22 protein-coding genes and 3 pseudogenes are annotated in these 26,137 nt (G+C 44.9%); 20 read left to right on the forward strand and 5 right to left on the reverse strand.

What is annotated here, in order from left to right:
* The first annotated feature begins 128 nt into the window (after positions 1 to 128).
* Positions 129 to 1,433 carry an MATE family efflux transporter gene (locus FYJ35_RS08215; protein ID WP_154525440.1) on the forward strand — a complete coding sequence of 435 codons (1,305 nt, stop codon included), beginning with the start codon at positions 129 to 131 and terminating at the stop codon, positions 1,431 to 1,433.
* 133 nt (positions 1,434 to 1,566) lie between these two features.
* Here the strand turns inward: FYJ35_RS08215 and FYJ35_RS08225 are convergent, their stop codons facing one another.
* Entirely contained in the window at positions 1,567 to 2,091 is a 525-nt protein-coding gene (locus FYJ35_RS08225) for a GNAT family N-acetyltransferase (RefSeq protein WP_154525444.1), read from the reverse strand.
* A 69-nt stretch (positions 2,092 to 2,160) separates the two neighbouring features.
* On the opposite strand from FYJ35_RS08225, the pseudogene FYJ35_RS08230 reads away from it, so the two are divergent.
* From FYJ35_RS08230 to FYJ35_RS08290, 13 genes and pseudogenes are all read left to right on the forward strand, one after another.
* A pseudogene (locus FYJ35_RS08230) lies at positions 2,161 to 2,325 on the forward strand (recombinase family protein); the annotation flags it as partial.
* Between the two features lie 163 nt (positions 2,326 to 2,488).
* Complete coding sequence (locus FYJ35_RS08235; RefSeq protein ID WP_154525446.1) at positions 2,489 to 2,794, forward strand: hypothetical protein; 306 nt, start codon at positions 2,489 to 2,491, stop codon at positions 2,792 to 2,794.
* A 63-nt stretch (positions 2,795 to 2,857) separates the two neighbouring features.
* Complete coding sequence (locus FYJ35_RS08240) at positions 2,858 to 3,778, forward strand: carbon-nitrogen hydrolase family protein (protein ID WP_154525448.1); 921 nt, start codon at positions 2,858 to 2,860, stop codon at positions 3,776 to 3,778.
* A 336-nt stretch (positions 3,779 to 4,114) separates the two neighbouring features.
* Entirely contained in the window at positions 4,115 to 4,522 is a 408-nt protein-coding gene (locus tag FYJ35_RS08245) for a MerR family transcriptional regulator (protein ID WP_154525450.1), read from the forward strand.
* A gap of 38 nt (positions 4,523 to 4,560) precedes the next feature.
* On the forward strand, positions 4,561 to 4,911 hold the full coding sequence (locus FYJ35_RS08250; RefSeq protein WP_205839775.1) for an alpha/beta hydrolase: 351 nt from the start codon (positions 4,561 to 4,563) through the stop codon (positions 4,909 to 4,911).
* 46 nt (positions 4,912 to 4,957) lie between these two features.
* Positions 4,958 to 5,479 (forward strand): cyclophilin-like fold protein, encoded by a 522-nt coding sequence (locus FYJ35_RS08255; protein WP_235906465.1) that lies wholly within the window; start codon positions 4,958 to 4,960, stop codon positions 5,477 to 5,479.
* A gap of 26 nt (positions 5,480 to 5,505) precedes the next feature.
* A complete protein-coding gene (locus FYJ35_RS08260) occupies positions 5,506 to 6,048 on the forward strand; it encodes a flavodoxin family protein (protein WP_154525452.1) in 543 nt (180 codons plus the stop codon).
* Between the two features lie 67 nt (positions 6,049 to 6,115).
* Positions 6,116 to 6,430: pseudogene (locus FYJ35_RS08265) on the forward strand (cupin domain-containing protein); the annotation flags it as partial.
* 378 nt (positions 6,431 to 6,808) lie between these two features.
* Positions 6,809 to 7,054: a helix-turn-helix domain-containing protein gene (locus FYJ35_RS08270; RefSeq protein ID WP_154525454.1), complete on the forward strand. Its 246-nt coding sequence runs from the start codon at positions 6,809 to 6,811 to the stop codon at positions 7,052 to 7,054.
* Complete coding sequence (locus tag FYJ35_RS08275; RefSeq protein ID WP_154525456.1) at positions 7,051 to 7,650, forward strand: DUF1819 family protein; 600 nt, start codon at positions 7,051 to 7,053, stop codon at positions 7,648 to 7,650. The genes FYJ35_RS08270 and FYJ35_RS08275 overlap by 4 nt, the downstream gene beginning before the upstream one ends.
* A gap of 5 nt (positions 7,651 to 7,655) precedes the next feature.
* Positions 7,656 to 8,285 (forward strand): DUF1788 domain-containing protein, encoded by a 630-nt coding sequence (locus tag FYJ35_RS08280; protein WP_154525458.1) that lies wholly within the window; start codon positions 7,656 to 7,658, stop codon positions 8,283 to 8,285.
* Positions 8,286 to 8,307: 22 nt separating this feature from the next.
* A pseudogene (gene brxC / locus FYJ35_RS08285) lies at positions 8,308 to 10,767 on the forward strand (BREX system P-loop protein BrxC); the annotation flags it as partial.
* A gap of 262 nt (positions 10,768 to 11,029) precedes the next feature.
* A complete protein-coding gene (locus FYJ35_RS08290; RefSeq protein ID WP_154525462.1) occupies positions 11,030 to 11,794 on the forward strand; it encodes a class I SAM-dependent methyltransferase in 765 nt (254 codons plus the stop codon).
* 84 nt (positions 11,795 to 11,878) lie between these two features.
* Here the strand turns inward: FYJ35_RS08290 and mobQ are convergent, their stop codons facing one another.
* The 4 genes from mobQ to FYJ35_RS08310 form a co-directional block, all read right to left on the reverse strand.
* Positions 11,879 to 13,405, reverse strand: coding sequence for a MobQ family relaxase (gene mobQ / locus FYJ35_RS08295; RefSeq protein ID WP_154525464.1), 1,527 nt, complete (start codon positions 13,403 to 13,405; stop codon positions 11,879 to 11,881).
* A 137-nt stretch (positions 13,406 to 13,542) separates the two neighbouring features.
* Positions 13,543 to 13,902, reverse strand: coding sequence for a DUF3847 domain-containing protein (locus FYJ35_RS08300; RefSeq protein ID WP_154525466.1), 360 nt, complete (start codon positions 13,900 to 13,902; stop codon positions 13,543 to 13,545).
* A gap of 74 nt (positions 13,903 to 13,976) precedes the next feature.
* Positions 13,977 to 14,159: a hypothetical protein gene (locus FYJ35_RS08305; RefSeq protein WP_154525468.1), complete on the reverse strand. Its 183-nt coding sequence runs from the start codon at positions 14,157 to 14,159 to the stop codon at positions 13,977 to 13,979.
* A gap of 79 nt (positions 14,160 to 14,238) precedes the next feature.
* Positions 14,239 to 16,074 (reverse strand): recombinase family protein, encoded by a 1,836-nt coding sequence (locus tag FYJ35_RS08310; RefSeq protein WP_154525470.1) that lies wholly within the window; start codon positions 16,072 to 16,074, stop codon positions 14,239 to 14,241.
* Positions 16,075 to 16,138: 64 nt separating this feature from the next.
* Here FYJ35_RS08310 and FYJ35_RS08315 point away from each other — a divergent pair, with 64 nt between their 5' ends.
* The 6 genes from FYJ35_RS08315 (at position 16,139) to brxL (ending at position 26,130) form a co-directional block, all read left to right on the forward strand.
* On the forward strand, positions 16,139 to 17,422 hold the full coding sequence (locus FYJ35_RS08315) for a hypothetical protein (RefSeq protein ID WP_456300130.1): 1,284 nt from the start codon (positions 16,139 to 16,141) through the stop codon (positions 17,420 to 17,422).
* 127 nt (positions 17,423 to 17,549) lie between these two features.
* Positions 17,550 to 21,188, forward strand: coding sequence for a BREX-1 system adenine-specific DNA-methyltransferase PglX (gene pglX / locus FYJ35_RS08320; RefSeq protein ID WP_328597065.1), 3,639 nt, complete (start codon positions 17,550 to 17,552; stop codon positions 21,186 to 21,188).
* Positions 21,189 to 21,191: 3 nt separating this feature from the next.
* Positions 21,192 to 21,368 carry a hypothetical protein gene (locus FYJ35_RS08325; protein ID WP_154525474.1) on the forward strand — a complete coding sequence of 59 codons (177 nt, stop codon included), beginning with the start codon at positions 21,192 to 21,194 and terminating at the stop codon, positions 21,366 to 21,368.
* 90 nt (positions 21,369 to 21,458) lie between these two features.
* Positions 21,459 to 21,794 carry a hypothetical protein gene (locus FYJ35_RS14990; RefSeq protein ID WP_328597066.1) on the forward strand — a complete coding sequence of 112 codons (336 nt, stop codon included), beginning with the start codon at positions 21,459 to 21,461 and terminating at the stop codon, positions 21,792 to 21,794.
* Complete coding sequence (gene pglZ / locus FYJ35_RS08330; RefSeq protein ID WP_328597067.1) at positions 21,794 to 23,992, forward strand: BREX-1 system phosphatase PglZ type A; 2,199 nt, start codon at positions 21,794 to 21,796, stop codon at positions 23,990 to 23,992. Before FYJ35_RS14990 ends, pglZ begins: the two co-directional genes overlap by 1 nt.
* Positions 23,993 to 24,018: 26 nt before the next feature.
* Positions 24,019 to 26,130: a protease Lon-related BREX system protein BrxL gene (gene brxL / locus FYJ35_RS08335; protein ID WP_154525476.1), complete on the forward strand. Its 2,112-nt coding sequence runs from the start codon at positions 24,019 to 24,021 to the stop codon at positions 26,128 to 26,130.
* The last annotated feature ends 7 nt before the right edge of the window (positions 26,131 to 26,137 follow it).

A 26,137-nucleotide genomic window follows, 5' to 3' on the forward strand; every position in this document is an offset into this window, starting at 1 on the left:
TCATGACCCCTGTTGAATACCATGAGAACTATTATGTAGCGGCATAAGAATACCGCCAGTCGATCATTCGACTGGCGGCACAAAACTTTTTAATTATTCACTGTCCTCTTGACGGGTAGCACAGCACCATGACCCTGCCTATGGTTTTATCCATGCTGGTTAATTCTCTATACAACATTATCGACAGCTTTTTCGTCGCGCAGATTAGCGAGGAAGCTATGACGGCGTTATCACTGGTTTACCCGGTTCAAAATTTTATCAATGCTGCCGGAATTGGATTTGGCGTTGGCATCAATGCAGTGATCTCCTTCTATCTGGGCGCGGGGGATCACAGAAAAGCGGATCAGGCAGCCACGCAGGGACTTGTGCTTGCCGTGATTCATGGCATTGTTATGACAGTCTGCTGTATTACGATCATGCCGGCTTTTTTAGGAATGTTCACTTCATCCAAGACAGTGATTGAACTTGGCGTCCGCTATTCTGTTATTGCGTTCGCTTTTACATTGATTATCATTGTTGGTGTTACATTCGAGAAACTATTCCAAGCTGTAGGAAACATGAAAACAACCATGATCAGCTTGATGTGTGGGTGTATAACAAACATTGTCTTAGACCCCGTTCTGATTTTTGGCTATGGTCTATTCCCTGAAATGGGAATCGAAGGCGCCGCGCTGGCAACCGACATCGGGCAGGCTCTGACGCTGACGATTTACCTTGTAGTCTATCTTGCGCGGCCAATTCGCGTGCATATCCGCAGGCAGTACATTCTCCCCAGCAAAAAGATGGTAATAAAGCTGTACTCCATCGGCATTCCCGCAACCCTGAATCTCGCGCTTCCGTCTCTTTTGATTTCGGCGCTTAATGCGATTTTGGCGGCATATTCCGAAGTGTATATTCTGGTTTTGGGAATCTATTACAAATTGCAGACATTTGTCTATCTTCCAGCGAATGGCATTGTGCAGGGGATGCGCCCCCTGATCGGCTATAACTACGGCGCGGGGGAACACCAACGGGTCAGCCAGATCTTTAAGATCGTTTTGTGCATAAGTGGTATCATTATGGTGCTTGGGACAGTGATATGTCTGCTAATCCCCGGCCAGCTTATGGGGCTGTTTACCCACACAGAAGCGACAATCCAGACCGGGGAAACAGCCCTGCGTATCATCGGCGCCGGTTTTATCGTCTCGGCGGTTTCCGTTACATCTTCCGGCGCACTGGAGGGACTTGGAAAAGGCATTCCTTCATTACTGATTTCACTTTGCCGGTATGTTGTGGTTATCATCCCAACTGCGTTTTTACTCAGCAGGTTTTTCGGAGCGGTTGGCGTCTGGAATGCGTTTTGGATCACGGAAGCGATTACAGCAATCATTTCTATTTGTGTTTACTACAAGGCAATAGCACAAAGCCAGCTGAGCCAGTCAACAGTAAAATGAACGTTGCTTTGCGACGCCGTTGACAGCCCCGACTGCGTGACGGAAATCCGCATGGGCAACTCTGTCCTTGTGGTGTCCGGCTTTTTCAAGCAGGGCAGCACCGAAAACGCCGCCGACAATATAGCCACTTTTCTCACAAAAGAAGTTCGTAAAGTTTAAATTGCATGGGGATACCTATATCAGCATAAGTAATGGCTACCGTATCTACATACTCAAAGCCAAATGATGTATATACTTTCACCGGCACATCGTTTCCTACAATACAGTCCAAGCGTATTGCTTTTTGTTTCCAGCCTTTTGCGGTCTGAATTGCGTGTTTCACAAGTTGTTTTGAGTATCCTCGGCCGCCATAGTCCGGTAAAACGCGCAGAGCGTGGAGAATGACTACTTCATTTTTCTCCGCGTTAATATGCCACTGGACGGTATGATAAGCGTCGTCACAATCGTGGTTTATAATATAGGCAGCGACAATTTTATCACTTTCTACACCAACAAACTGAAAACCACTGTGAATAGCGTCCTTTACCATGTCTTGCGAGGGAAACCCACCTTTATCTCCATCAGGCAAGAAATCCTTTTCTCCGAGAACTTCACACATCACATTGTAAAAGGACATGATTTTCTCAAAATCGCACATTGTAGCTTGCTTTATCTTCATTGTTTTGCTTACCTCATGTCCGGATTTTAAGATAATCTACCATAAAAACATAAAGATTTCTACTCAACACAAGACTGCTACATCTGCGGCAGCTACAAGAAACGCACCCGCGACTGTACGACGCACTCTATCCGCACCGACCTACTGACCGCCGGTGTCCTCGCCAATCTCCGGCAAGTGACCGAATACGCCGCCAAGCATGAGAGTCGCTTTGTGAAGCTGCTTGTCCAGCAGGAAGCCCACCAGAAATTAGTCACTCGCTTTATATAGCTAAAGTAGGTGTGGTCAAAATGACCATGCCTGCTTCGTTTGGAAAAGAATGGCTTCATTTATTCTAAAGTAGGTGTCCCCAAATTGGGGACACCTACTTTAACACACGAAAGTGGTTTGGGCCATTTTGACCCTAAGCAAAATTGAAGCCTTGCTGGCTTTTAGTCGTGCCCATTTTGGGCACGACTACCACAAGATGCTGAAGATCGTGATCCCCAATGCGGGCAGCACATGCTGCCCCATACATCTGAAACAGGCCGAAAGGCCTTCTCACATTGACAAGCAGGGCAATGCAGATACAACTGCGGACACAGGTGCGAAACTTAAAAAAAATTTTAATTTCGGAAGTGACGATATATCGCGGCATGAGACCTATGATTATGAAGGCATTAAAATCCAAAATTTATCAGACTGGCTGCTGAAGATTGAATAAAGGCAGCAAGAAAGTGATAGAATTAAGCAAATCGAAAATTGTATAAGGAGTGAAATCGTCGGTATGAAAGACCTCGAACCCACTTGTAAAATCGCACTGGTGCAAGCAGAGCCTGTTATGTTCAACAAAAGCGCATCGCTTAAAAAGGTGCTTCAATATATTAATGAAGCTGCAAGCCAAAAGCCGAATTTAATCGTTTTCCCGGAACTGTTTATTCCTGGATACCCTGTTGGAATGAATTTCGGTTTTAGCATGGGAAAACGAAGCGAAGAAGGGCGAATAGACTGGAAGCGATATTATGATGCCTCCATTGTTGCTGGAGAGACGGAGTTCCGACAACTCGCAGAGGCAGCCAAGAAAACAGAGGCATATATCAGTCTCGGTTTTTCCGAGAGAGATGCCGTTAGCGGAACACTTTATAACAGTAATGTCATTTTTGAACCGGACGGGTCATATAAGGTGCACAGAAAATTGAAGCCGACAGGCTCTGAGCGCCTTGTATGGGGAGATGCAAATAAGGATTATTTTCCTGTTACTGAAACGCCGTGGGGACCGATCGGCAGCATGATTTGTTGGGAGAGCTATATGCCACTTGCTCGTGTGGCACTCTATCAAAAGGGAATTACCATTTATATTTCACCAAATACTAATGACAATCCGGAGTGGCAAGCCACTATTCAGCACATTGCAATCGAAGGAAAATGCTTCTTTGTAAATGCTGATATGATCATCAGACGCAGTTCATATCCTTCTGACTTATGTGAGCACAATATCATATCTGAACTTCCGGAATTTGTGTGCAGAGGTGGAAGTTGTATACTTGATCCGTATGGTCATTATTTGACAAAGCCGGTATGGGATGAAGAGACCATCATCTATGCAGAACTCGATATGAGCTTGCCTGCTGCCTGTAAAATGGAGCATGATGTAATCGGACACTATGCTCGTCCAGATATACTTGAATTAAAAGTTAGTGAAAAATGATAATCTGTTGTCTCGATAACTTCCGGTTTGTCGAACTGAAAACTTCACTACTGATGATACATATCAGTCTTTCACATCCAGTGAGAGGCTGATTTTTTATGGCTTTCGTTTTACCGTTCCGAAGCATTGCATTGGCATCCGGCAGCCATACAGTGAAGAGCGGAGACGCCAAAGGAACGCCTTCGTTTTTCAGCCTGAAGAGATTCTGCTGATGCTTTTTTGTAAGGAAAACCACGATAATTTCAAAATAGTACTTGACCTGGAGCTAACTCCAAGGGGTATAGTCCAACTACAGATGACAAAGCAAGCGGCATACTGTAAAGAAGGGTGATGACGATGACGATAAAAGAAGTTTGCGAAAAATTCAATCTTTCTCCGGACACGCTGCGCTACTATGAGCGCGCAGGTGTAATTCCGGAAGTCAGAAGAACGAAAGGCGGGATCAGAGATTATTCCGATGAAGATCTGAAATGGGTTGAGAATGCTGTCTGTATGCGAGGTGCCGGAGTCCCCGTCGAGATGCTGATTGAGTATGTACGACTGTTTCAAATGGGAGATGAAACCATTGAGGCAAGACGTGATCTTTTTTTGGAGGTTCGTAGTGGAATTCAGAAAAAACTGGATCAGTATCAGGAAACGATGAACCGGCTCAATTACAAGATTTCCCGGTATGAAGAAGCCGTGAAGACGGGTGTACTCAGCTGGGATGCCGAAGATAACAAGAAGGATTCCTTAAGCCAATAAGAGTGATTCGAAGGAGAAAAGAAACGCCATATCCTTCCGTGGAAGCTCTGCCGAAAACGGATCGGATCACCAATGAATGGAATCGCTTCTATGCAGTGCCGCGGGGGCATCATCCGAACGCGAGAGGCGGTTTTACTACTACCTCCAATCTGGCCATGATGCAGTTTAAGTGCCTTGATTATATTGATGAAATTTCGCCGCGTCCGATTCTCTTTGTGGCAGGCGATCATGCTCATTCTCGCTCTTTCTCAGAAAAAGCGTACGAGAAGGCGGCGGAGCCGAAAGAACTGTATATTGTTCCGGATGCGGAGCATATCGATCTTTATGATCAAGTGGATAAGATTCCGTTTGATAAGCTGGAGAATTTCTTCAAAGATTCGTTAAAGTGATGAATGGCAAGCAGCCTGATTGAGTGAAAGGAGCGCACGGAAAGAAATGAACAGGTTTGTATTGGCCGGAATGCTCAGTTTGATTTTACTTATCTCAGGGTGCGGCTTCAACATGGATACGGAGGAAACCATCAAGGAAACAGATCCTCCATCGGAAAGCAATGCTGGAGATGAGATGGAAAATAATATGGATGAATCAATGCCGGAGGAATCTGCGGCTATAAGGATGACAATAGAAAACATACCGGTCCGGATTACATGGGAAGACAATGAATCCGTAACAGCTTTGAGAGAACTTGCCCGGAAAGAACCAATTCAGATCCACATGTCAATGTATGGCGGCTTTGAGCAGGTTGGACCGATCGGGACATCGCTTCCAAGAGATGATGCAGAGACAACGACATCTGCTGGAGATATTGTTCTTTACTCTGGAAATCAGCTGGTAGTTTTCTATGGGTCCAATTCATGGGCTTATACAAGACTTGGCAGAATTACGGACAAAACGAAGGAAGATCTGTCTGAACTGCTTGGAAATGGTGATGTGACGATAACGATACAGACAGATTGAGAACAACATCAGAAAGGAACCAATCCATGAGTAAAATACTTGTAATTTCAACCAGTCTCAGGAGTCATAGTAATTCAGAATTCCTAACCGAAAAAATGACAGAGGGTATCCGGGAAGCTGGCCATGAAGTGGAAACAATCAGTCTCAAAGGTAAGAACCTGAAGTTCTGCACCGGCTGCCTCGTCTGTCAGAAGACGCAGAAATGCGTTCTGAATGATGATGCGGTCTGGATCGCGGAAAAGGTAAAGATGGCAGATACACTGGTATTTTCAACACCGATTTATTATTACGGCTTAAGCGGGCAGATGAAGACCCTGCTTGATCGGATGAATCCGCTGTATCCTTCCGATTATCAGTTCCGGAATGTTTATCTGTTGACCGTCGCGGCAGAAGATGAATCCAGTACACCGGAGAGGGCAGTCAGCAGTCTGCAGGGATGGATTGACTGCTTTCCTAAGGCGCGTCTTGCCGGAACTTTATTCTGTGGCGGCTTGAACGATGCGGGAGAGGCAGCGGAGAATTCTGATATTTTGGAGAAGGCTTACCAGTTTGGCAAGGCAGTTATTTAAAGGGAGTAGAGGAGAAACGGAAGCATGGACGATAAGATTGTTCAGACGGCGGGAAGAGACAGACTTGCAGAAGTTTCTAGCACCGGTTTCCGCTTCGCAGATCGGAATCCACAATGTTACCTTTGAGCCGGGCTGTCAGAACAACTGGCATATCCATCATGCCAAAAGCGGCGGCGGTCAGATTCTGATCTGTGTCGGGGGCAGAGGATGGTATCAGGAATGGAGCAAGGAACCGGTTGCGATGAAGCCGGGTGACTGCGTAAACATTCCTGTTGGCGTGAAGCATTGGCATGGCGCAGCAGAGGACAGCTGGTTCTCGCATCTGGCAATAGAAGTTCCGGGTGAGGAAACATCCACAGAGTGGCTGGAAGCATCCAAATAATACGGAATAAGCAGCACTAAGCCATAACGATATTGGAGTGATACCGGGTAACTGGTATCACTCTTTTTTAGTGTTCGAAGGAACGCGCAGCCATCTCTGCAGGAGATGTTCAAGGGGATTTGGGGGTGCTTCCCCAGCGAACAAAAATTGGCTTTGTATTACAAAGACACGGCTCGCACAGTAACTGCGAGATTATGTTCTTAGGTGATTCGCAGGAGAAGAAAACGAATACCAGTCGGATGATTTGAGATTTGCAAATGCCAATTATATTGTTGTTGGTATGCACCACTATTGCTATACTGACAATATCCAAATAAGCACATGGTTGAAGTGCATGCTTGAGCGTACAATCTGTTAATTCATGATGGAGAGAAGACAATGGCTGTGAGTTATAACAAACTTTGGAAACTGTTAATCGATAAAGGCATGAAGCGGACGGAACTTCGAGATGCTGTTGATATGAGTACAAATACGCTGGCGAAGCTGGGAAAGAACGACTACATCTCTCTGGAGATTTTGGATAGAATCTGCACGTATCTTAAATGTGATATCGGTGATGTGATGGAGTTTGTGCCTCCCAAGGAGCAGCCTGAAAATCCTTTCGGGAAAAAGGAGGGCAGATGAAACAAAAAAGTTATAGTGCCAGCGCGGTTAAATTCGCCTTCTGGTTTCCAGAGTTCCGAAAAATAATTGGCCTACTTGCGGAAGGAAAATCACAGGATGAAATCAAAAGATTGTGCCTTAAAGAAAATGCACTTGGAACATCATCTGTTGCAAGAGCAAATAGAATTTTTCTGACGGTTACAGCGAGGATTAGAGAGCTTGATTCAAGCATCTATTCTTTGTTTACGACTTCTGATCTTGCGACACAGAAACTGATTGATCTGGCTGCAATCATGGCTTCAGATCTGCTTTTCTTTGAGTTTATGTACGAAGTTTTCAAAGAAAAACTTTTGGTTGGGGCGGAGGAATTGTCCGACCTCGATTACAGGTTTTTCTTCCACAATAAACAGCTTCAGGCTGAAAAGGTAGCGGCTTGGACGGATCAGACGATTCAGCGTCTGACCAGAACGTATAAAAGTTATCTGCTCGAAGCCGGGCTTACAGGCGATGGAAAGCAGTCTCGTCATATTTTGAGGCCGATCTTGGATCCGGCTTTTCAGGACTGGCTGACACATAACAATATGAAAGCGATATTAAGCGCGTTGACAGGGGCATAAGACAGATGACAGATCAGGCATTATCCCGTGACCATTTTAGAAAACGGAGAAGTCTTTCGGAACGTTTCTCTGAAATGGATGAGAAAATAAAGAACCCATCTTTCCGGAAAGCAACGGGAAAAGCAAATGAAGTAAATTACTGGGTCTTTGATTACGCACCGGAGCAGGAAATGGAAGTGCGCAGTCATATTCAATGGCTTCAGAACAGGAACAGGAAAGGATTCGATGACTATCAGCTTGTTGTATTTGATCTCTATGATCTTATTATCGATGAGCTGAAGACAAAAGGATTTCTCGAGAAGACAGAAAAGCTGGAAGAACGGGGTGGCATCCATCGTGTTGTGAAGGCTGTGCAAAGAACGCTGCGGATTACGGACAAGGACAACTATCTGGTGCAGTATATAACAGATCATACGCCGGATAATTCCATTGTTCTGCTCTGCGGAATTGGCAAATGCTATCCGCTTCTGGAAGCACCGGAGGTCTTCAATAAGGTGCTTTATAATATGCCGCAGAAGTTTGCTTCGACACCAATCATTCTGTTTTATCCCGGCACATATACGGAGCAGGAACTGGTCGTGTTCAATGAAGTCGTTGAGGATAGTTACTATCGTGCATTTCGCATCGCACGTTGAAGAGTAAGAGGGGAATATTATCATGGAAGTCAAGGATATGTTTGTTAAACCAATTGATCGTGACCTGCAGGGAGTCATTAAGGTCGGTGACGTTGAGAATGAAAATATCCGTCAGGAGCTAGAAGAGTATGTCGTGACGAATGAACTGCAAAAATACTTTGCAGACTTCTTTGCGGCTTATAAGAAAGGTATCCTCGGTACAACGCCGAAAATGGGCGTATGGATCTCCGGCTTCTTTGGAAGTGGTAAATCTCACCTGTTAAAAATCCTCTCATATATCCTTGAAAATAAAGAAGTTGGTGGGAAAAAGGCAATTGATTACTTCATAGATGATCACAAGATCTCAGATCCCATGGTTCTGGCAGATATGAAGCTCGCGGCAGATACGCCGACAGACGTTGTCCTTTTTAACATTGATTCCAAGAGTGATTCGAATGGCAAGAAGGATAAGGATGCGATTGTCAATGTCTTCCTGAAGGTCTTTAACGAGATGCAGGGGTTCTGCGGTGCAATACCTTATCTTGCTGATCTTGAGCGAAAGCTGACCGAAGATGGTAGATACGATGAGTTCCAGCAGAAATTTGAAGAAACTTATGGCAGCTCATGGGTAGAGTCCCGAAATGATTTTGATTTTGTACAGGATGATATTGTGGAAGTGCTCGCTGACATGAACTACATGAGTGAGGAAGCTGGGCGGAATTGGTGTGAGAAGGCGATCCAGCCTTACCGAATTTCCATCGAAGAATTTGCAGACCGGGTTAAGACATATATCGACTGCAAAGGAAACAATCATCATGTTGCTTTTCTTGTCGATGAAGTAGGCCAGTATATTGGTGATGATCGGAATCTCATGCTGAATCTTCAGACTGTCACAGAGGATCTTGGGACAGCATGTAATGGAAAGGCATGGGTCATTGTGACTTCCCAGCAGGATATTGATTCTGTGGTCAAGGTCAAGGGAAATGACTTCTCCAAGATTCAGGGACGCTTTGATACGAGGCTTTCTCTGTCTTCTGCAAATGTGGATGCGGTTATCAAAAAGAGAATACTGGAGAAGACAGATACAGCGGCACAGATGCTGCGCCTTCTGTATGGGCAGAAGGAAACAACTATCAAGAACAAGATCGTTTTCACAGATTCTGTAGAACGTAAATTATATGCTGGACCAGAAGATTTTTCTGAAGTTTATCCGTTTATTCCGTATCAGTTTAACTTGCTTGCGTCTGTACTGACAGCGATCCGAACACATGGTGCATCAGGAAAGCATCTCTCAGAAGGAGAGCGTTCCATGCTTGCCATGTTTAAGGAATCAGCTGTTGCGTATATGCATGAGAATGAAGGAACAATTATTCCATTCTATGCCTTTTATACGCCGATGGAGAATTTTCTTGACCATAGCCATCGTGGCGTAATTATCAAGGCATATGAAAACGACTATATCAATCCGGAGCATAAGACGGGAGATGTCTTTGCTATCAATGTCCTGAAGACACTGTTCCTGATTAAGTATGTACAGGATATCACGGCTAATGTTGACAACATAACGACACTTATGATGTCAAATATTGATGATGACCGTATCACCCTGAAGGAAAAGGTGGAGGATGCATTACGAGTCCTGATTGGTCAGCACCTGATTCAGAAGAATGGGGATGTTTATGCCTTCCTGACCGATGAAGAGCAGGAAATCAATATGTGGATTGAAAGAGAAGATATTGATAATGCGGATGTCATCAACAAGATTTCAGAACTGATTTTTGATGATATTTTTACTGACAAAAAGTATAGATATCCGAAGTTTAATGGACGCTATACGTTTGGATTTAATCAGAGCGTGGATGACCGTCCTTATAAAACAAGTCCGGCTAATGATATCGGTGTCCGTGTTCTGACGCCTGCATCTGAAATTACGGATGAAATAACAAAACGGATGATGTCCGGTCAGGGAAAAGAAATTCTTGTTGTGCTTCCGAATGACCGTTCCTTCATGGACGAGATTCAGATGTATCTAAAAATTGAGAGGTTCCTGCGCCATAATACCAGTTCTTCTGTGATTCAGTATGAAAGCATTAAGGATACAAAGCGCAGGGAAATGTCAGACCGTTTCGCCAATGCTAAACTGTTCCTTTCTGAATCGTTGAAAGATGCAGAGATTTACGTCAATGGAGATCGGGCAGAAATCAAGTCCAAGGATGTAACAACACGGATCAACGAAGCATTGCAACGGCTGGTAGAGACAGTGTACAACAAGCTTTCTTATATTGATGCGCCTCTTGGAGATGATGAAATTCGAAAGCTGTTTGCTGCCAGCAATCAATTCTCCATGAAAGTGGATGAGACACTGGAAGCGAATCATGAAGCGTTTTGTCAAGTGCTTTTTCTGATTTATAGACGCTTTTTCTTGGGTGGGGGCGAGTTAGTAGCAGAGGAAGATGTCAAAATGCGTCTTGTGGATAGTTTGAAGCTGTTTTATGGGCAGGTAATATAAAAACCTTGCCCACATTGAAAATGAGTTTGCGGCAGGAGTAGAAAAATTCACATTTCTATGTTATACTGTCAAGGCTAACAGGCAAATTCAGCTTTTGGAGGTAACCAATGATGCGACGAATTATCTACTCGGTACAGTTCCGCAACTGACAACAATCTGTATCGAGTAAAGACGTTCTGTGCAGGAGGTTGTCAGGAACTGTACCGATCTAAAGAAAAACCACAATCATCATTTTTCTTTTGAAAGGAGCAGTAAAATGAACACAGAACAATTAAAAGAAGTCTGGAAACAAGAAGAAGCCATTGCCCATATCCACGGATGGGATTTTTCTCATATCCACGGCAGGTACAAGGAAGAAGATGTTTTGCCGTGGGATTTTCGAGAGGTTATTCAGAACTATCGGAAAGACAGCATGAAGCTGATGGATATGGAAACCGGCGGCGGAGAGTTTCTGCTTTCCCTCCATCACCCTAACAAAAATACGGCAGCGATTGAGGGCTATCCGCCCAATGTGGAATTATGCAAAGAAGTTTTGCTCCCGCTGGGCATTGATTTCAAGGAAGCAGACGGAGGCGAAACACTTCCATTCGCTGACAGAAGCTTTGATATGATCACAAACCGGCATGGCGATTATGACGTCGCTGAGCTGCGGCGTGTATTGAAGCCGAATGGGTTATTCCTTACCCAACAGGTAGGCGCAGAAAACGACCGGGAACTGGTGCAGCTTCTTCTTCCCCATATCACAGAAGTGCCCTATCCCAAACAATACCTTGATGTGAGAAAGGCAGAACTTCTCGAACACGGATTTGAAGTACTGGAGAGTGGGGAAACCCATCAGCCGATCCGGTTCTTTGACGTAGGAGCTCTTGTCTGGTTTGCAAGGATCATTGAGTGGGAGTTCCTTGGTTTTTCCGTTGAAAGATGCCTTGAACAACTGTACAAGGCGCAGGAAATTCTTGATAAGAATGGCGTGATTGAGGGAAGCATCCACAGATTTTATATCGTAGCCAGGAAACAATAATTGACAAGTCGGGATTTATCATACTGATAACAACCCCAAAACACAAGCGGCGGGATAGTGCTATTATCCCGCCGTTCTTCATTTTTACAGTTCAAGGTTGTGATTTCGATTCGGCTGTTCTCTACCTCTTTCCTCTTTCAAAATACTGTAAACATTCCTGCGGATTTGCTCCACTTCCTTAACCTCGTTTTTCAGTCTGTCATACTCGTGGGATAGCTGTTGCCTTTCGGCTTTCAGCTTGTCGCGCTCGGCTTCCCATTTCCTTATCGGCGGCAGCTTCTTCGGGTCAAAGCGTTCCTGCATAACATCTTTCAAATACCGTTCAGCGGCTTCAAAAAGCACGATTTCCGTATCATGAGCGTGATAATAGGAGTTAGCGGCATCAAGCGCTTTCTGCGCTTTGCGCTCCGCTCCGAACCCTCCCGCTTTTTTGATTTGGCGGTATTGTGCATACAGCTTTTCATACTGCGCCTTATGCCCGTGATAGGCTTTATAGTTTCCGCTGTGCCGCAAATGCTCATCAAGGGTTTTCAATCGCCTGTCGATAGGTTTCAGCTTTTCGGATATGCTGCGCTGCTCGCCGTACATATCCATCACCTTTTCTTCCAGTCCAGCCATTTCCTTTATGCCGTTGGCTGTGAGGAAGTTCAGCATATTTGCCGCTGCTTTCAGGTTGTGAATGGTCGTGTATCGGCTCTGTTTTCCTGCCTGCTCCCGCTTCAACAGAATACCCTGTATCACATCGGCAAGTGTCGGCGGCTCAGTATTGGCAGTTTCCTCTTTCAGCCAGTTTTGCAGCTTGGATATACGGGCTTTGAGCTGCCGCAAACGCCGGTTCGTGACTTCGATTTCGCGGTTGAGATTGCCGCGCTCGGTGCGTATGCCGCGCTTCTCCATCTGAAAAGCCGCTACACCTAAATGAACGGTAGGGATTTGGTCTATCCCTTGTCTCACATAGCTACGATGGTCTATGCGCTCGGTGTGTCCGTTCCGTTCCAATGCCCGATTGCAGATTTCAGCCCATGCGCTGCGCCATTCCTCCGCTTTTGTTTGTTCGTTCCAATAGGTAGTGGGAATGGTTTTGCATTTGTATTGCCTCTTTTTCGGGTCATAGATTTTGTTACCGTCCTTATCAAGAATATACTCCTTTTTCTGCTTTGCTCCCCAGGTTCCGTCTTTCTCAATAGGGCGTATCGTTAGCATGACATGGGCGTGGGGGTTGCCGTCATTTTTGTCATGTATGGCTATGTCGGCGCACATTCCCGCACTCACAAACTGCTTTTTGACATACTCCCTTACAAGCGAAATGCTCTGCTCCCTCGTCAGTTCGTGGGGCAGGGCAAGTTCGATCTCCCTTGCAAGCTGGGCGTCTTTCGCTTTCTCGGCTTTCTCAACCGCATTCCATAAAACGGAGCGGCCTGCATACTCGGCGGGGGCGTGGTCGGGCAATAAAATCTCGGTATGGACGATACCGCCTTTGCGAGAGTAATCGTGAGTTATACCGTCATATTCGTTGGTGAGGGTTTCGCCGCTGCGATAAGCGGCGGCAGCAACGGCAGACTTGCCCTTGCCGCGGGATATGATTTTGATACTGCAATGGTAAATCGCCATGTGCTGCGCTCCTTTCTGCGGGCTTTGCCCGCTGTTTTCTTTTGTGCCGGCAGGCACAAAACGCCGTCTGCAAGACCGCACATACCACAGTCATGTGGTATATAAGTGCGCCCTTGCTAAAAGCAAGGGTATGGGGGTTATCCCGTTACCCTTGCGTCGCTCTCGTCGTCCTCTTCCTCGTCTGCGTCGTCCTGTGTTTCGCTGATAGCGGGGCTTGCAGGTGACGGGGCGCTTGATTGTGCGGTCAATCTGTCCAGTATGCGACGGCTCTGTTCGGTGGCTACGGTCTTTTCAAGGAAGATATGAAACTGCTCGTCTGTCAGCGATATACTTTCGGGTATCATACTTTCAAAAAGCCCCATGCGCTTGCAAAGACGTTTCGTTCTGTCCTTTCGCTCCTGCTGTTTTTTCTCTTGGATCAGCTTCTTTCTCTGGTTTTCAAGCTGCGTCATTTGTAATTCGATGGCAGCGATTTTCTCCGCTTTGGTCTTTGCCATGTGCGTTTTCTCCTTTCAATTTTTGGATTGGATAGGAAGGGAACGGAATAGAGATACAAAAAACTGTTGTCCGTTTACTCTGTCTGCTCGGAGCAAATGACTTTTACCATCTTGTCTTGAAAGGTGTCCTTGCTGTCGTGGTCGAAATATATCTCGGTGATAAAGGTCTTTCCTTCCATCTTCGTTGTCAGAACGCCGTCCGGCTTTCGGGATGCGGTCTGCTCCCCGGCGACGGGCGTTTCGGGTTTTTCTGTCATCTAATTCCTCCTTTGATTGTGTAAAAAAAGAGATTTCCCGTAGTAGGAAATCTCTTTTTGCGGTATTGGGTATTCGGTTTTAGGTCATGGCTTGCAACTTCTTCTTTGCCCTGTACTCCCGCGCTTTCTTTCGGTCATACTCGCGGAGCCTTTCAAGGTTTTTCGCTCGGTATTCCTTGTAATATGCTCGGTGGTAGGCGCGGGATTTTTCCCGTTTAGCTTCTTCAATTTCCTCCCTCATGCGTTCGCATTCTTGCTCCGTAAGCTCTATCTGTTCGGTCAGTTCGTTTTCAAATCTGCCGATATGGTTGAAGTACACCTCTATACGATGGACGGCGTATTTTGCTCTTTTTACGTCGCGTTCATGCACAAGGATTTTGCTGATAAACTCATTTAGGATAGCAGGGGTAAGTTCGGTAAAGGCGGCATAGCGTTCTGTCAGCTTCACAAACTTCTGCGCCCGTCCATCTGCATTTTCAAAGGCGGATAGCTGCTCTTTGATTTCCGCAAGCTCCGCTTTCAGCGTGTAGTATTCTTCGGAATACTTCTGCGACATCTGCTCATAGCGGTCTTGCTCAATCCTGCCGAGGGCAATATCCTCATAGAGTTTATTCAACACCTTGTCGATCTGTTCAAGCCTTGCCGTGATTTGCGGTATGCGTTTTTGCTGCTTCTTTACTTTGTCCGTCTGCTGCATGGAAAGGCTGTTTTTGACCAATGCTTCAAAGTCTGCCCTGTTGCTGATAGAGTAGCCTGCGATTTTGCGCAGTACGTCCGCGACGGTCTGCATGAGTAAATCCGCGTCGATGATGTGAGGGGAATTGCATTTTGGATTCCTGGCTTTGCCCTTGTGGTACTCGCTGCAAAATGCGACATGGCGTTTGCCGCCGTTCCTGTAATCTATGCGAATGTGCATTTTTGCGCCGCAGTCTTTACAGAAAAGCAAGCCCGACAAGGGGTGTATTTCCCCGTCCCCGTTGGGGCGTCTAACAGGCGCGTTTTCCAATATGCGCTGCACGTTTTCAAAGTCGGCGCGGTCAATGATCGGCTCATGCACGTTTTCCGTAATGTGCCACTGGCTCCTGTCAACATAGTGGTTTCGCTTGTCGCGGAAATGCTTTGTGGTCTTGAAGTTGACAACATCACCACAATACTCCTGCCGTGTGAGAATATGGGTCAGTGTTACCTTGTTCCAGTTATAGCGGTTTTCCTCGTTCAGTTTTCGACTTTTCGATGTTCCTCTGTTATGCTGTTTCAAGTAAAAGGTGGGTGTTAAGACTTCCTCGTTTTTCAGATATACGGCGATCTGGTTTCGGTTTTTGCCGTCCAGAAACAGGCGAAAAATGAGGCGGACAACCTGTGCGGCTTCCTCGTCAATTATCCAAAAATCCTTGTTGTCAGGGTCTTTCATATACCCGTATGGGGCTTCGGTGGCGATAGGTTTTCCGCTCATGCCTTTGGTCTTAATTCCCGTCTTTACTTTCTTGCTGATGTCCTTTGCATACCACTCTGACATGATATTGATGAACGGCGCAAACTCCAATGTGTCGGGCTTCTCGCTGTCTATCCCGTTGTTGACGGCGATAAAGCGCACCCTGTTTCTGCGGAAGATCTCCATTGCGTTTCCCACCTGGAGATAATCGCGCCCCCAGCGTGTCATGTCTTTCATAACGACAATGCCGATTTTGCCGCTTTCCACATCGTCCATCATCCGCACATAAGCAGAGCGGTCAAAGAACCTGCCGCTTTCATCGTCGTCGATATAGTGACGGATATTCGGCAGCTTTTCCTGCCGTGCGTATCGTTCTAAAAATGCCTTTTGGTTGACTATGCTGTTGCTCTCGCCGCCGTCCCTATCCTCGTCACCAACTGAAAGGCGGGAGTATAGCGCGGTGATCTTATTGTATTGCATCATGGCGTTATCCTCCTTGCGTCCATATATGCGTCCTTACAGTTGATAGTATGCATCCCACCTGGCCTTGCAGGATGTGCTTGCCTATATTGACGGAAATACACAGATGCACATGAAAACATCCATGAAATCTGTGAGGGACCGCTTCATGAGAGCGCCATACGGATTTATTAAGGAAGACGTGGACTATCTCGTCGCAAAACTATTCAAAAGAGGAGATATTTCATTTACGGTGAATGGGGCTGCGGTAAACCTTTTGAATAAGTCAAAAGAGGAGATTATCGACTACATAACAAAGAAACAGTTTGCTGAAAAGCTGATGATGGAACGTAAGGTTCGCATCTCCGATCGTGACAAGAAGATCTGCAAAGATGTTATGAAAGAACTGTTCCAGGTTGCACCGACAAATGACGACGAAGATGCGATGATGCAACTCTTTATCCATGCATCTTCGAGAACGATAACGGACCTGAAAGAACTTCTGGTACGTTATGAAAACAGAAGCTATCCAGGTAGAGACACGGTTTCATCTGGTGTCAAACTATTGTCTGCAATTTCAGAATCACAGTCTGCAGAAGATTTCTATAAGCTGATTGCAAGATGGAAAGACTCTCTACTTCAATTTGCGGATGATTATGAACCAATCCGGGGCTTCTTCAAGGGAGAGCAGAAACAGATCTTTGATGAAGCACTGCGTTTGATGAAGATCTACGACGATAGCAAGACTTACATCGTCAATGAAGAATTGGAGAATACAGTTGCTGATGTCAAAAATATCCTGAGCGAAAAAGAACCATACCGTGATATTCCGAAGCTTCCAGAGCTCTTGGATAACTTCAGAAATATCTATGGTGTCATTTTGGATGAGCAGGAGAAGCCTGTAAAAAGTGCAATCGACGATTCCTATCAGCGTGTCATGGAAGTTCTGGATACGAAATCCTATGTTGCCGAGAAAAAGGCATCCTATGGCAGCCAGTTTAAGGAATTATTTGAGGGAGTAGAGCATTGCAACAACGTATCGGTTCTTCGCAGTTATGCAGATCGGGCAGATGCCCTCAAGATCCGTCTGCTGAACGAGATGGATGCGGAAGATCAGAAATTAGCGGAGAAGAAAGCTGAAGAAGAACGAAAGAAAGCGGAAGAAGCTGCCAGAGAGAATGGGAAAACGGTGGAAACACCGGTAGTTAAGCCGCATTTTAAGACAACGAAGAACGTACCGATCAAGTCCGTTACAGGAACCGCATCCTGGCGGCTCGAATCTCAGAAAGATGTCGATAAGTATATCAATGCGCTTCGCAAGAAACTGGAAGCAGAATTAGATGATGATACGATCGTGAATATTGAATTTTAGAGACTTTAATTGGGAAAGCTCAATTATCCAACGAGATAAGTCAACTATCTTACAAGATAATTCAACTAAATGCATGGATGAAGAAATAATTCAATGTAAGTTAATTGAAAATTCAAAAGGAACTTGAATGATGGATAAAACTAATATTAAGAATTTTGCCATTTGGGCAAGAAAGAAGCTGATCGCAGATAGCATTTATAAAGCCAGTTTGCTTGGTATTTCTGAAAAAGGTATCGAGGAGCCTCTTCCGCAATCTACTAATGATACACAGCTCTTTGATATTGGCATGAAAGAACCATATGCCATTACCGGACAGGAGATCGGGCAAAGAAAGAAGCTCGTTGAAGCCATTCGGAAGAAAGAAAGAAATCTGAAATATAAAGATGCTTTCCAGAGCGTTATGGAAGAGGTGGCTTATACATGGTTTAACCGGCTTATTGCGATTCGCTTTATGGAAGTCAATGATTATTTGCCATCTCGCGTCCGTGTCCTTTCCTCTGATAATCCGGGGAAAACAGAACCGGATCTGGTGACAACACCTTTTGATTCTGATCTTTTATTCAGCGAAAAAGAGAAACAACAGATCATCGATTGGAAGAATGCAAACAAGATTGATGACGTATTTCGTATGCTCTTTATCAAGCAGTGCAATGCACTGAATAATTGTCTTCCTATGTTGTTTGAAAGGATCTCTGATTATACAGAGTTGCTGCTTAATGTGTCGGTAACGGACCGGGATGGCATTCTCTGGCATCTTATCCATGACATTCCGGAAAAGAATTTTGACGTTAATGCCATTGACGATGATGGCAAGCCGGCCGGGCAGGTGGAGATTATCGGGTGGTTCTACCAGTACTATATCTCCGAGAAGCATGATTCCGTTGTTGACCCCCTTCATGGGAAAGTAGTTGAGAAAGAGGATATCCCGGCAGCTACGCAGTTATTTACGACAGACTGGGTAGTTCGATATATTATTGATAATTCAGTTGGAAGATATTGGATTGAGAGAAATCCATCCAGTAATTTAAGAAATAAACTGGAATATTTTGTTGCTCCGAAGACTGGTAATATCAAATTTGTTGATGAAAAGATAACTCCAGAAGATCTGACTGTATTTGATCCCTGCATGGGTTCAGCCCACTTTGGAGTCTATGCTTTTGATGTGCTGGAACAGATTTATCAGGAATGCGGTTATTCCGAGCGTGACGCGGCTGCTTCTATTGTAAAAAACAATCTGTTTGGACTCGACATTGATAAGCGTGCAGCCCAGCTTGCTAGCTTTGCCATTACGATGAAAGCAATGCAGTACGATAAACGCTTCCTGAAGCGTCATATATATCCTCATTTTTATGAAATCAAGGAGAGCAATGGCATCAATCCAAATACTGTGGATTATTTTGTAAATGGTGACGAGAGTCTGAAACAAGATATGCAGTCAATTATTCATGACCTGCATGATGCAAAAGAATATGGATCTATCCTCCAGATCAATCCGGTCAACTTTGATGCAATGTTTGCAAGGTTTGCGGAGATCGAAGATGTTAGCAGTCTCGGTAAAATTGATGCTTTTGATACTCTTCTGCCGTTAGTTCGGGAGGCAAAAGTATTATCGGACAAGTACACTGTTGTAGCGACGAATCCGCCGTACCTAAACAAGTTTAATGCTAAGCTGAAAAAATACATCGTTGATAATTATGCTGATTATAAGGGAGACCTTTTCAGCGTATTCATCTGCAGAAATTTTGGGCTTTGTACAATGAATGGCTATTCTGGATTTATGACGCCTATGGTATGGATGTTTATTAAGACATACGAACCGCTTCGTAATTATGTACTGAAGAATAAAGCCATCACAACATTAATCCAGTTTGAGTATTCTGTGTTTGAGGAAGCGACAGTGCCAATCTGTTCGTTTGTTCTTAAGAATGGGAAAGCAAACGGTGATGGCGAATACTTTCGTCTTTCCGATTTCACTGGCGGAATGGAAGTGCAACGACGGAAGGTTGAGGAAGCACTAGCAAATCCAGACTGTGGATTTTTTTACGAATCCTCTCAGCACAATTTCTCCAAAATCCCCGGTAGCCCAGTAGCGTATTGGGCGAGTAAGCAGGTTCTAAAAGATTTTGAAGATAATCCTATAATTGATAAGGTCTTTGAGACGCGTAATGGAATGTCAACTACGAATAATAATAAATTTTTACGTAACTGGTTTGAATGTGATTATACAAAATGTGGACTGGGTCAATATTCAGCTCAGACAGCAAATGAGAGTGGAAAGAAGTGGTTTAGATATAACAAGGGTGGAGAATTTCGTAGATGGTATGGAAATAATCAGTACTTAGTAAACTGGTACAAAGATGGGGAAGAATTAAAAGCTTATGTTGTAGAAAGATATGGAAGTTATAGCAAAGAAATAAGAAGTGAGGATAGATATTTTTTTGAATCAATCACTTGGAGTGGAATAACTTCTAGCCAGACAGGATTTCGCTTTTCACCAAAAGGCGCTCTATTCGATTCTGGAGCAAATGGTCTATTTGCTAGTGATGATATTAACTTAAAATATCTATTGGGATTTCTTAACTCAAAACTTGTCATTGAATTAATCAGATTTATAAATCCCACAATTAATACGGGCTCTGGAACGGTAGGAAGCTTACCCATTATTGTAAATAATAAATATAAAGAGGGAATAAATAGAACGGTAAATGAAAGCATTCAAATATCACAGACTGACTGGGACTCCTTTGAAGCCTCATGGGATTTCCAAAGGCACCCATTGATTAGAAATACCTGTACCATCAAAGAAGCCTTCACTCAGTGGCAGTCTGAATGCGATGATCGCTTCAATCGCCTCAAAGCCAACGAGGAAGAACTGAACCGCATCTTCATCGACATTTACGGATTTCAGGACGAGCTGACACCCGAGGAAGAGGACAAAGATGTTACTGTCCGCAAAGCTGATCTCGGACGTGATATCCGCTCGTTTGTCTCCTATGCCGTTGGCTGTATGGTTGGTCGTTACTCTCTTGATGCTGATGGTCTTGCCTATGCCGGCGGGGATTGGGATGCATCGAAGTACAAGACCTTTATTCCTGACAGGGATGCTATCATCCCAATCACGGATGAAGAATATCTGGATGATGATATCGTTGGACGCTTTGTTCGGTTCGTGAAGGTTGTTTATGGTGACAAGACACTGGAAGAGAATCTGACTTTCATTGCGGATGCACTTGGTGGTAAGGGTAAGTCCAGCCGTGAAGTAATCCGAAACTATTTCCTCAGGGACTTCTTCAAGGATCACTGCAAGACGTATCAGAAGAGACCGATTTACTGGCTGTATGACAGTGGTAAGCAGAATGGCTTTAAGGCGCTCGTATACTTGCATCGTATGGATGAGAATACGACGGGCAAGGTTCGTGCGGATTATCTGCATCATATAGAGCAGATCTATTCGAATGAAGCTGCCAGAATGCAGGATACGATGGAACGCAGTAAGTCCGCCCATGAGGTTTCTGTAGCAGAGAAGCAACTTGAAAAGCTGAAGAAGCAGATTAAGGAATGCCAGGATTATGATGCAAAACTTGGACATCTGGCACTGGATCAAATCAGATTGAATCTTGATGATGGTGTGAAGGTGAATTACCGGAAAGCACAGACCGGCCGTAATGGAAAGTTTTACGAGGTTTTTGCGGATTCCAAGAATATCATGGCAAATGATGCTCTCTGGAAAGAATATCTGACGGAGTGGCCGCATGAGGAGGAATAGGCGATGAGTGATGAATATGTTCCTCCGTTTCAGGTAACCGAAGAGATTACCAGTCTGACAATTGAGATTGGCCAGTATGTTGGCTCTATTACAGCATTTGAATCGTTGCATCCAAACCCTGTACTGAGAAAAGTTCTTGCCGGAACGATGGGAATTACGCGCGGCAGGTGGAACGCATGATTGCGAAGATGAAAAAGGAAGGTATTTTAGTTCGCCATGGGGCTAGCAAGAATGGCTTCTGGGAAGTTGTAGAAAAGGATTTGCGATTACATGGCAGAATTGAATCTAAAACAGATTGAAGACAGGCTGAATGCAGAGTTTTTATCCGGATCAGAGGACAATCGCAAGCTGGTCTTCTGGTATGACGATAAGGCGGAATTTGCAGAGGACGTGGATTCTCTGCGTCTTTCATCTGCCAAAATTCTGCATCTTACGGAATTAAATCAGTTTAAGACAAAGTTATTTTTGGAGCAGGAAGACCGGACCACGAATTATTTGATCTATGCGCCATTTTCAAAGCCTGATGTTCATGAGAATCACTTGGAAGATGTACTGCTGTACTGCTGTACTCAAAACGCTTTTTTGCCGATCGTGCTTCGCTTCTAGTGGCGGATCTTGGTATCAGTGAATCACTGAAACCTTTACTGGAAAAGCATATTGTTTTTTTTGCCAATAAAGAGCGTACAAAGAAATTCTATGATCTGGGCATCAGTTTTTACGATGAAAGACACATCCTGCTTGGCATGATGTGCGTGCTTTCCGGCATTAAAACCTGTTCGTTTGAAGAAGTTCTGCGCATGATCCTGTCGGGAGAAGATATTGATCACAGCCAGATCATTGAAAACTTTAGGCACTATGAATTGGAAGATGAATTCTGGAAGATGTCTCTGGATGAGTTTGGCAGTTCGGTTCATGATCCGAGCATAAGCAAGCTTGTGATTTCTCTTTTCGTAACCTGTGCTGATCACGAAATAACGGAAGATATTCCGGAGGCGTGGAAGCCTTTCCTGCTGAGTAAGACTGGCAATGCAGTTGCCTTCCTTGACAGCATGATGAACAGTGTTGTCTATCAGAATACGTTTGACAATCTTTCACGTTTTGTCAGCGTGCAGCTGCATGTGAAAGATGCTCTGAGGAATGCAGCTCCGGAGAATCTGACGGAATGTGAATGCTTTGCGGATATCGACGGGATATTACTGCACTGGATAACGGGAAGGTTGCTCGCAGAGGATCTTGGCGCACATCTGGGACAGTATGATATTCCATCTCTGTGTGAGCAACGTGTGAAAACACATTTTGGCAGGAAAAGACAGAATGATTATGAAATGCTGATCAGTGCGTTTCATATCGAGTCTTCATTCACCGAGACAATACCGGACGGTTTTAAGAATATTATCAATGCGTATCAGGACCACCTTTACAAGATTGACCATGAGTATCGGCGTTTTTACTACTGTCTGGATCAGCTTGAAGACGCAGAGCCATATGAGAAGCTACGCATTCTGATTGAGAACATCTATACGAATGAATTTCTTGGAAAACTATTGCCAAAGTGGAACTCGGAAATCATGGAAAAGGATGCCTTGTTTGCTCTTCCTCTTCAGCGAAATTTCTACATAAAATACGTTTCTGGCAGCAAAGATAGGGTGGTTGTTATAATTTCTGATGCTATGCGTTATGAAGTGGGACGAGAGCTTTTTGATAAGCTGGCTGACAATCCCCGGAGTCAGGTAAAGATTGAGCCAATGCTGAGTACATTGCCTTCTTATACAAGACTGGGCATGTCTGCACTGCTTCCGCATAGAAAACTGGAGCTTTCAGAAGATGGAAAAGAGCTGGTTAATAGAATTTACTGTATTGATCTGGCGTCCCGGGAAAAAGTGCTGCAGGCAAGGCAGCCGTTGTCCCGATGTGTTCAGTTTGACGAAATCAAGAATAAGAGCACACAGGATCTGCGGGAGATCTTTACAGGTCAGCAGGTGATTTATGTTTATCATGATCAGATTGATGTGCGTGGCGAGCATACTGAAGATGAGGTCTTCCTTGCCTGTGAAGAGGCAGTTAAGGAGATCACAGCGTTCATTGAAAAAATTCATAATGGAGTCAATACGCATCACTTCATTGTGACGGCAGATCATGGCTTCATCTACAAGCGGGATAAGGTGCAGGAATCGGATAAGATTGGCAATGTCAGTCATAACGAGATTGTAAAGAGGCGGTATATTATTTCCTACAATGGTGTTCAGGAAGATGGCGTATGTAATCTGAATCTTGGACATCTGCTTGGAAATGATGATTCCCGAATGGTTTCCTTTCCTATTGGTACAAGTGTATTTAAGACGCAGGGGAGCGGTGGCCAGAATTATGTTCATGGTGGTTCATCTCCAGAGGAAATGCTAGTTCCGGTGATTGATGTTCGCATGGAGCGTGGAAAGGCAGAGACCAGATCTGCGCAGATCATGCTGGTCAGTATCATCAGCAAGATTACCAGCCTGATTACCACGCTGGATTTTATCCAGTCAGAGGCGGTCAGTGATGTGGTACGCACGGCAAGTTATCAGATTTGTTTTGTTGATGAAGAAGGAAATCTGATCTCGAGTGAGAATAAATATGTTGCGGATAGCAAAGAAGAGGATTCTGCAAAGAGAATTTTCCGGCTGCGGTTCACGTTTAAGAATCAGGAATATGACAAAGACAAGCCATATTACCTGATTGGAAAAGATGAGAATACTGGAGTAGAAGTATTCCGTCATCAGGTCATCATGGATCTTCCATTTGCAGGAGATTTTGGCTTTAACCTGTAATGCAGGCAGTGAGAGAAGGTAATGTAATGAGTGCAGAAGTCAGGACGACAAACAGAGATACCATACGTGCAAAGCTGCGGGAAAATTTTCAAGGGAAGATTGTCCGCAAAGACCTTACAAAGAAAATCAAGGAAGGAGCCAATGTTCCGATCTATGTATTGGAATTTCTCCTTGGGCAGTATTGCAGCTCCGATGATGAAGAAGTGATTCAGCAGGGCGTTGAGAATGTAAAGCAGATCCTTGCAAATAACTATGTCCGTCCGGATGAGGCACAGAAGATTCTCTCGCTTCTTCGCCAGCATGGAAGCTATACCATCATCGACATGGTATCTGTTGAACTTAACATCAAGAAGGATCGCTATGAAGCGTCTTTTACGAACATGGGATTGACCGGCATTCCTATTGGTGAGACATATCCGGAAAAGTACGATCGTCTTCTTTGCGGAGGAATCTGGTGTATTGTACAGCTGGAATATGAATCGGATGAAGATGCCGATGTCGAAGGGTATGGAGAATTTAATGATTCTGGCGTCAAGTATAAGAAGAAAAAGGACTTCTCACCGATTCGCATTCGCTCTCTTACACCGGTGCAGATGCCACATATCGATCTGGAAGAACTGAAGCAGGGCAGGAAAGCATTTACCAAGGAAGAGTGGATTGATGTCTTGCTTCGTTCCACCGGGATGGAACCGGATGAATTCACGTACCGTGAGAAGTGGCTGCTTTTGAACCGGATGCTGCCGCTGGTCGAGAACAATTTAAATTTCTGTGAGCTAGGTCCGCGCAGCACTGGGAAATCCCATCTGTACAAGGAGATCTCTCCGAACAGTATTCTCGTGTCCGGCGGACAGACAACGGTTGCCAACCTCTTCTATAACATGGGCAGACGTCAGGTCGGCTTAGTCGGTCTTTGGGACTGTGTTGCTTTTGACGAGGTTGCCGGGATTAATTTCAAGGATAAGGATGGAGTCCAAATCATGAAGGACTATATGGCGTCCGGATCCTTTGCACGTGGAAAAGAGGAGATCTCGGCCTCTGCTTCTATGGTCTTTGTCGGCAATATCAATCAGAGTGTGGATGTGCTTCTCAAGACATCCAGTCTCTTTGATCCGTTCCCGCCAGAGATGGGAACAGACACCGCCTTCCTTGACCGTATGCATTGCTACAATCCCGGTTGGGAAATTCCTAAATTTCGTCCGGAACACTTTACGGATGACTATGGTTTCATCACGGACTATTTGGCGGAATTCATTCGGGAATTGCGCAAGGAAAATTATGGGGATGCGCTGGACCAGTACTTCCGCCTTGGACGGAATCTCAATCAGAGAGACACCATAGCTGTGCGTAAGATGGTAGACGGGTACATTAAGCTCTTGTATCCGGATGGAAGCTTTACAAAAGACGATGTTGCAGAGTGCCTGACAATGGCACTGGAGATGCGTCGCCGTGTTAAGGAACAGCTCAAGAAACTCGGAGGCATGGAGTTCTACGACGTAAACTTCAGCTACATCGACGATGAAACTTTCGAAGAAAAATTCGTCTCAGTTCCGGAACAGGGCGGTGGCAAGCTGATCCCTGAAGGTATGTGCAATCCGGGGCAGGTATACACAGTATCCCGCGGCAAGTCTGGGATGATCGGTGTATTCCGGCTGGAGTCACAGATGCTTCCGGGAAGCGGAAAGTTTGAACGTACTGGTCTGGGATCTGACCGGGATGCCAAGGAAGCCACGAATACAGCATTCAATTTTCTGAAGGCAAACGGAAAGCGGATCAGCGGATCGATCAGCACGACGAATAAAGACTATATTATCGGATATCAGGATCTACAGGGGATCGGTATGACCGATAAGCTTGCGCTTCCAACCTTGATTGCGCTGTGCTCCATTGCGCTTGGAAAACCAGCAGTCAGTACACTGGCGATCCTTGGTGAAATCAGCATCAGCGGTAGTATCATCAAGGTAGATGAGCTTGCAAATGCGCTGCAGGTGTGCCTGGATTCCGGTGCGAAAAAAGTATTACTTCCGATAACCTCTGCAGGGGATCTCGGTACTGTTCCCGCGGATCTGGTCGGAAGCTTTAATCTGATTTTCTATAATAGCGCCGAAGATGCAGTGTATAAGGCGTTGGGAGTGGAATAAAACCGTT

Source organism: Porcincola intestinalis (assembly GCF_009696445.1).
Classification (GTDB): Bacteria; Bacillota; Clostridia; order Lachnospirales; family Lachnospiraceae; genus Porcincola; species Porcincola intestinalis.

Coding starts and splice junctions, on each gene's coding strand:
- brxL (WP_154525476.1), top strand. CDS start 24,019: ATGAGTGCAGAAGTCAGGACGACAAACAGAGATACCATACGTGCAAAG.
- FYJ35_RS08275 (WP_154525456.1), top strand. CDS start 7,051: ATGAAACAAAAAAGTTATAGTGCCAGCGCGGTTAAATTCGCCTTCTGG.
- mobQ (WP_154525464.1), bottom strand. CDS start 13,405: ATGGCGATTTACCATTGCAGTATCAAAATCATATCCCGCGGCAAGGGC.
- FYJ35_RS08290 (WP_154525462.1), top strand. CDS start 11,030: ATGAACACAGAACAATTAAAAGAAGTCTGGAAACAAGAAGAAGCCATT.
- FYJ35_RS08260 (WP_154525452.1), top strand. CDS start 5,506: ATGAGTAAAATACTTGTAATTTCAACCAGTCTCAGGAGTCATAGTAAT.
- pglX (WP_328597065.1), top strand. CDS start 17,550: ATGATGGATAAAACTAATATTAAGAATTTTGCCATTTGGGCAAGAAAG.
- FYJ35_RS08270 (WP_154525454.1), top strand. CDS start 6,809: ATGGCTGTGAGTTATAACAAACTTTGGAAACTGTTAATCGATAAAGGC.
- FYJ35_RS08280 (WP_154525458.1), top strand. CDS start 7,656: ATGACAGATCAGGCATTATCCCGTGACCATTTTAGAAAACGGAGAAGT.
- FYJ35_RS08300 (WP_154525466.1), bottom strand. CDS start 13,902: ATGGCAAAGACCAAAGCGGAGAAAATCGCTGCCATCGAATTACAAATG.
- FYJ35_RS08305 (WP_154525468.1), bottom strand. CDS start 14,159: ATGACAGAAAAACCCGAAACGCCCGTCGCCGGGGAGCAGACCGCATCC.
- FYJ35_RS08245 (WP_154525450.1), top strand. CDS start 4,115: ATGACGATAAAAGAAGTTTGCGAAAAATTCAATCTTTCTCCGGACACG.
- FYJ35_RS08325 (WP_154525474.1), top strand. CDS start 21,192: ATGAGTGATGAATATGTTCCTCCGTTTCAGGTAACCGAAGAGATTACC.
- FYJ35_RS14990 (WP_328597066.1), top strand. CDS start 21,459: ATGGCAGAATTGAATCTAAAACAGATTGAAGACAGGCTGAATGCAGAG.
- FYJ35_RS08240 (WP_154525448.1), top strand. CDS start 2,858: ATGAAAGACCTCGAACCCACTTGTAAAATCGCACTGGTGCAAGCAGAG.
- FYJ35_RS08215 (WP_154525440.1), top strand. CDS start 129: ATGACCCTGCCTATGGTTTTATCCATGCTGGTTAATTCTCTATACAAC.
- FYJ35_RS08225 (WP_154525444.1), bottom strand. CDS start 2,091: ATGAAGATAAAGCAAGCTACAATGTGCGATTTTGAGAAAATCATGTCC.
- FYJ35_RS08310 (WP_154525470.1), bottom strand. CDS start 16,074: ATGATGCAATACAATAAGATCACCGCGCTATACTCCCGCCTTTCAGTT.
- FYJ35_RS08255 (WP_235906465.1), top strand. CDS start 4,958: ATGAACAGGTTTGTATTGGCCGGAATGCTCAGTTTGATTTTACTTATC.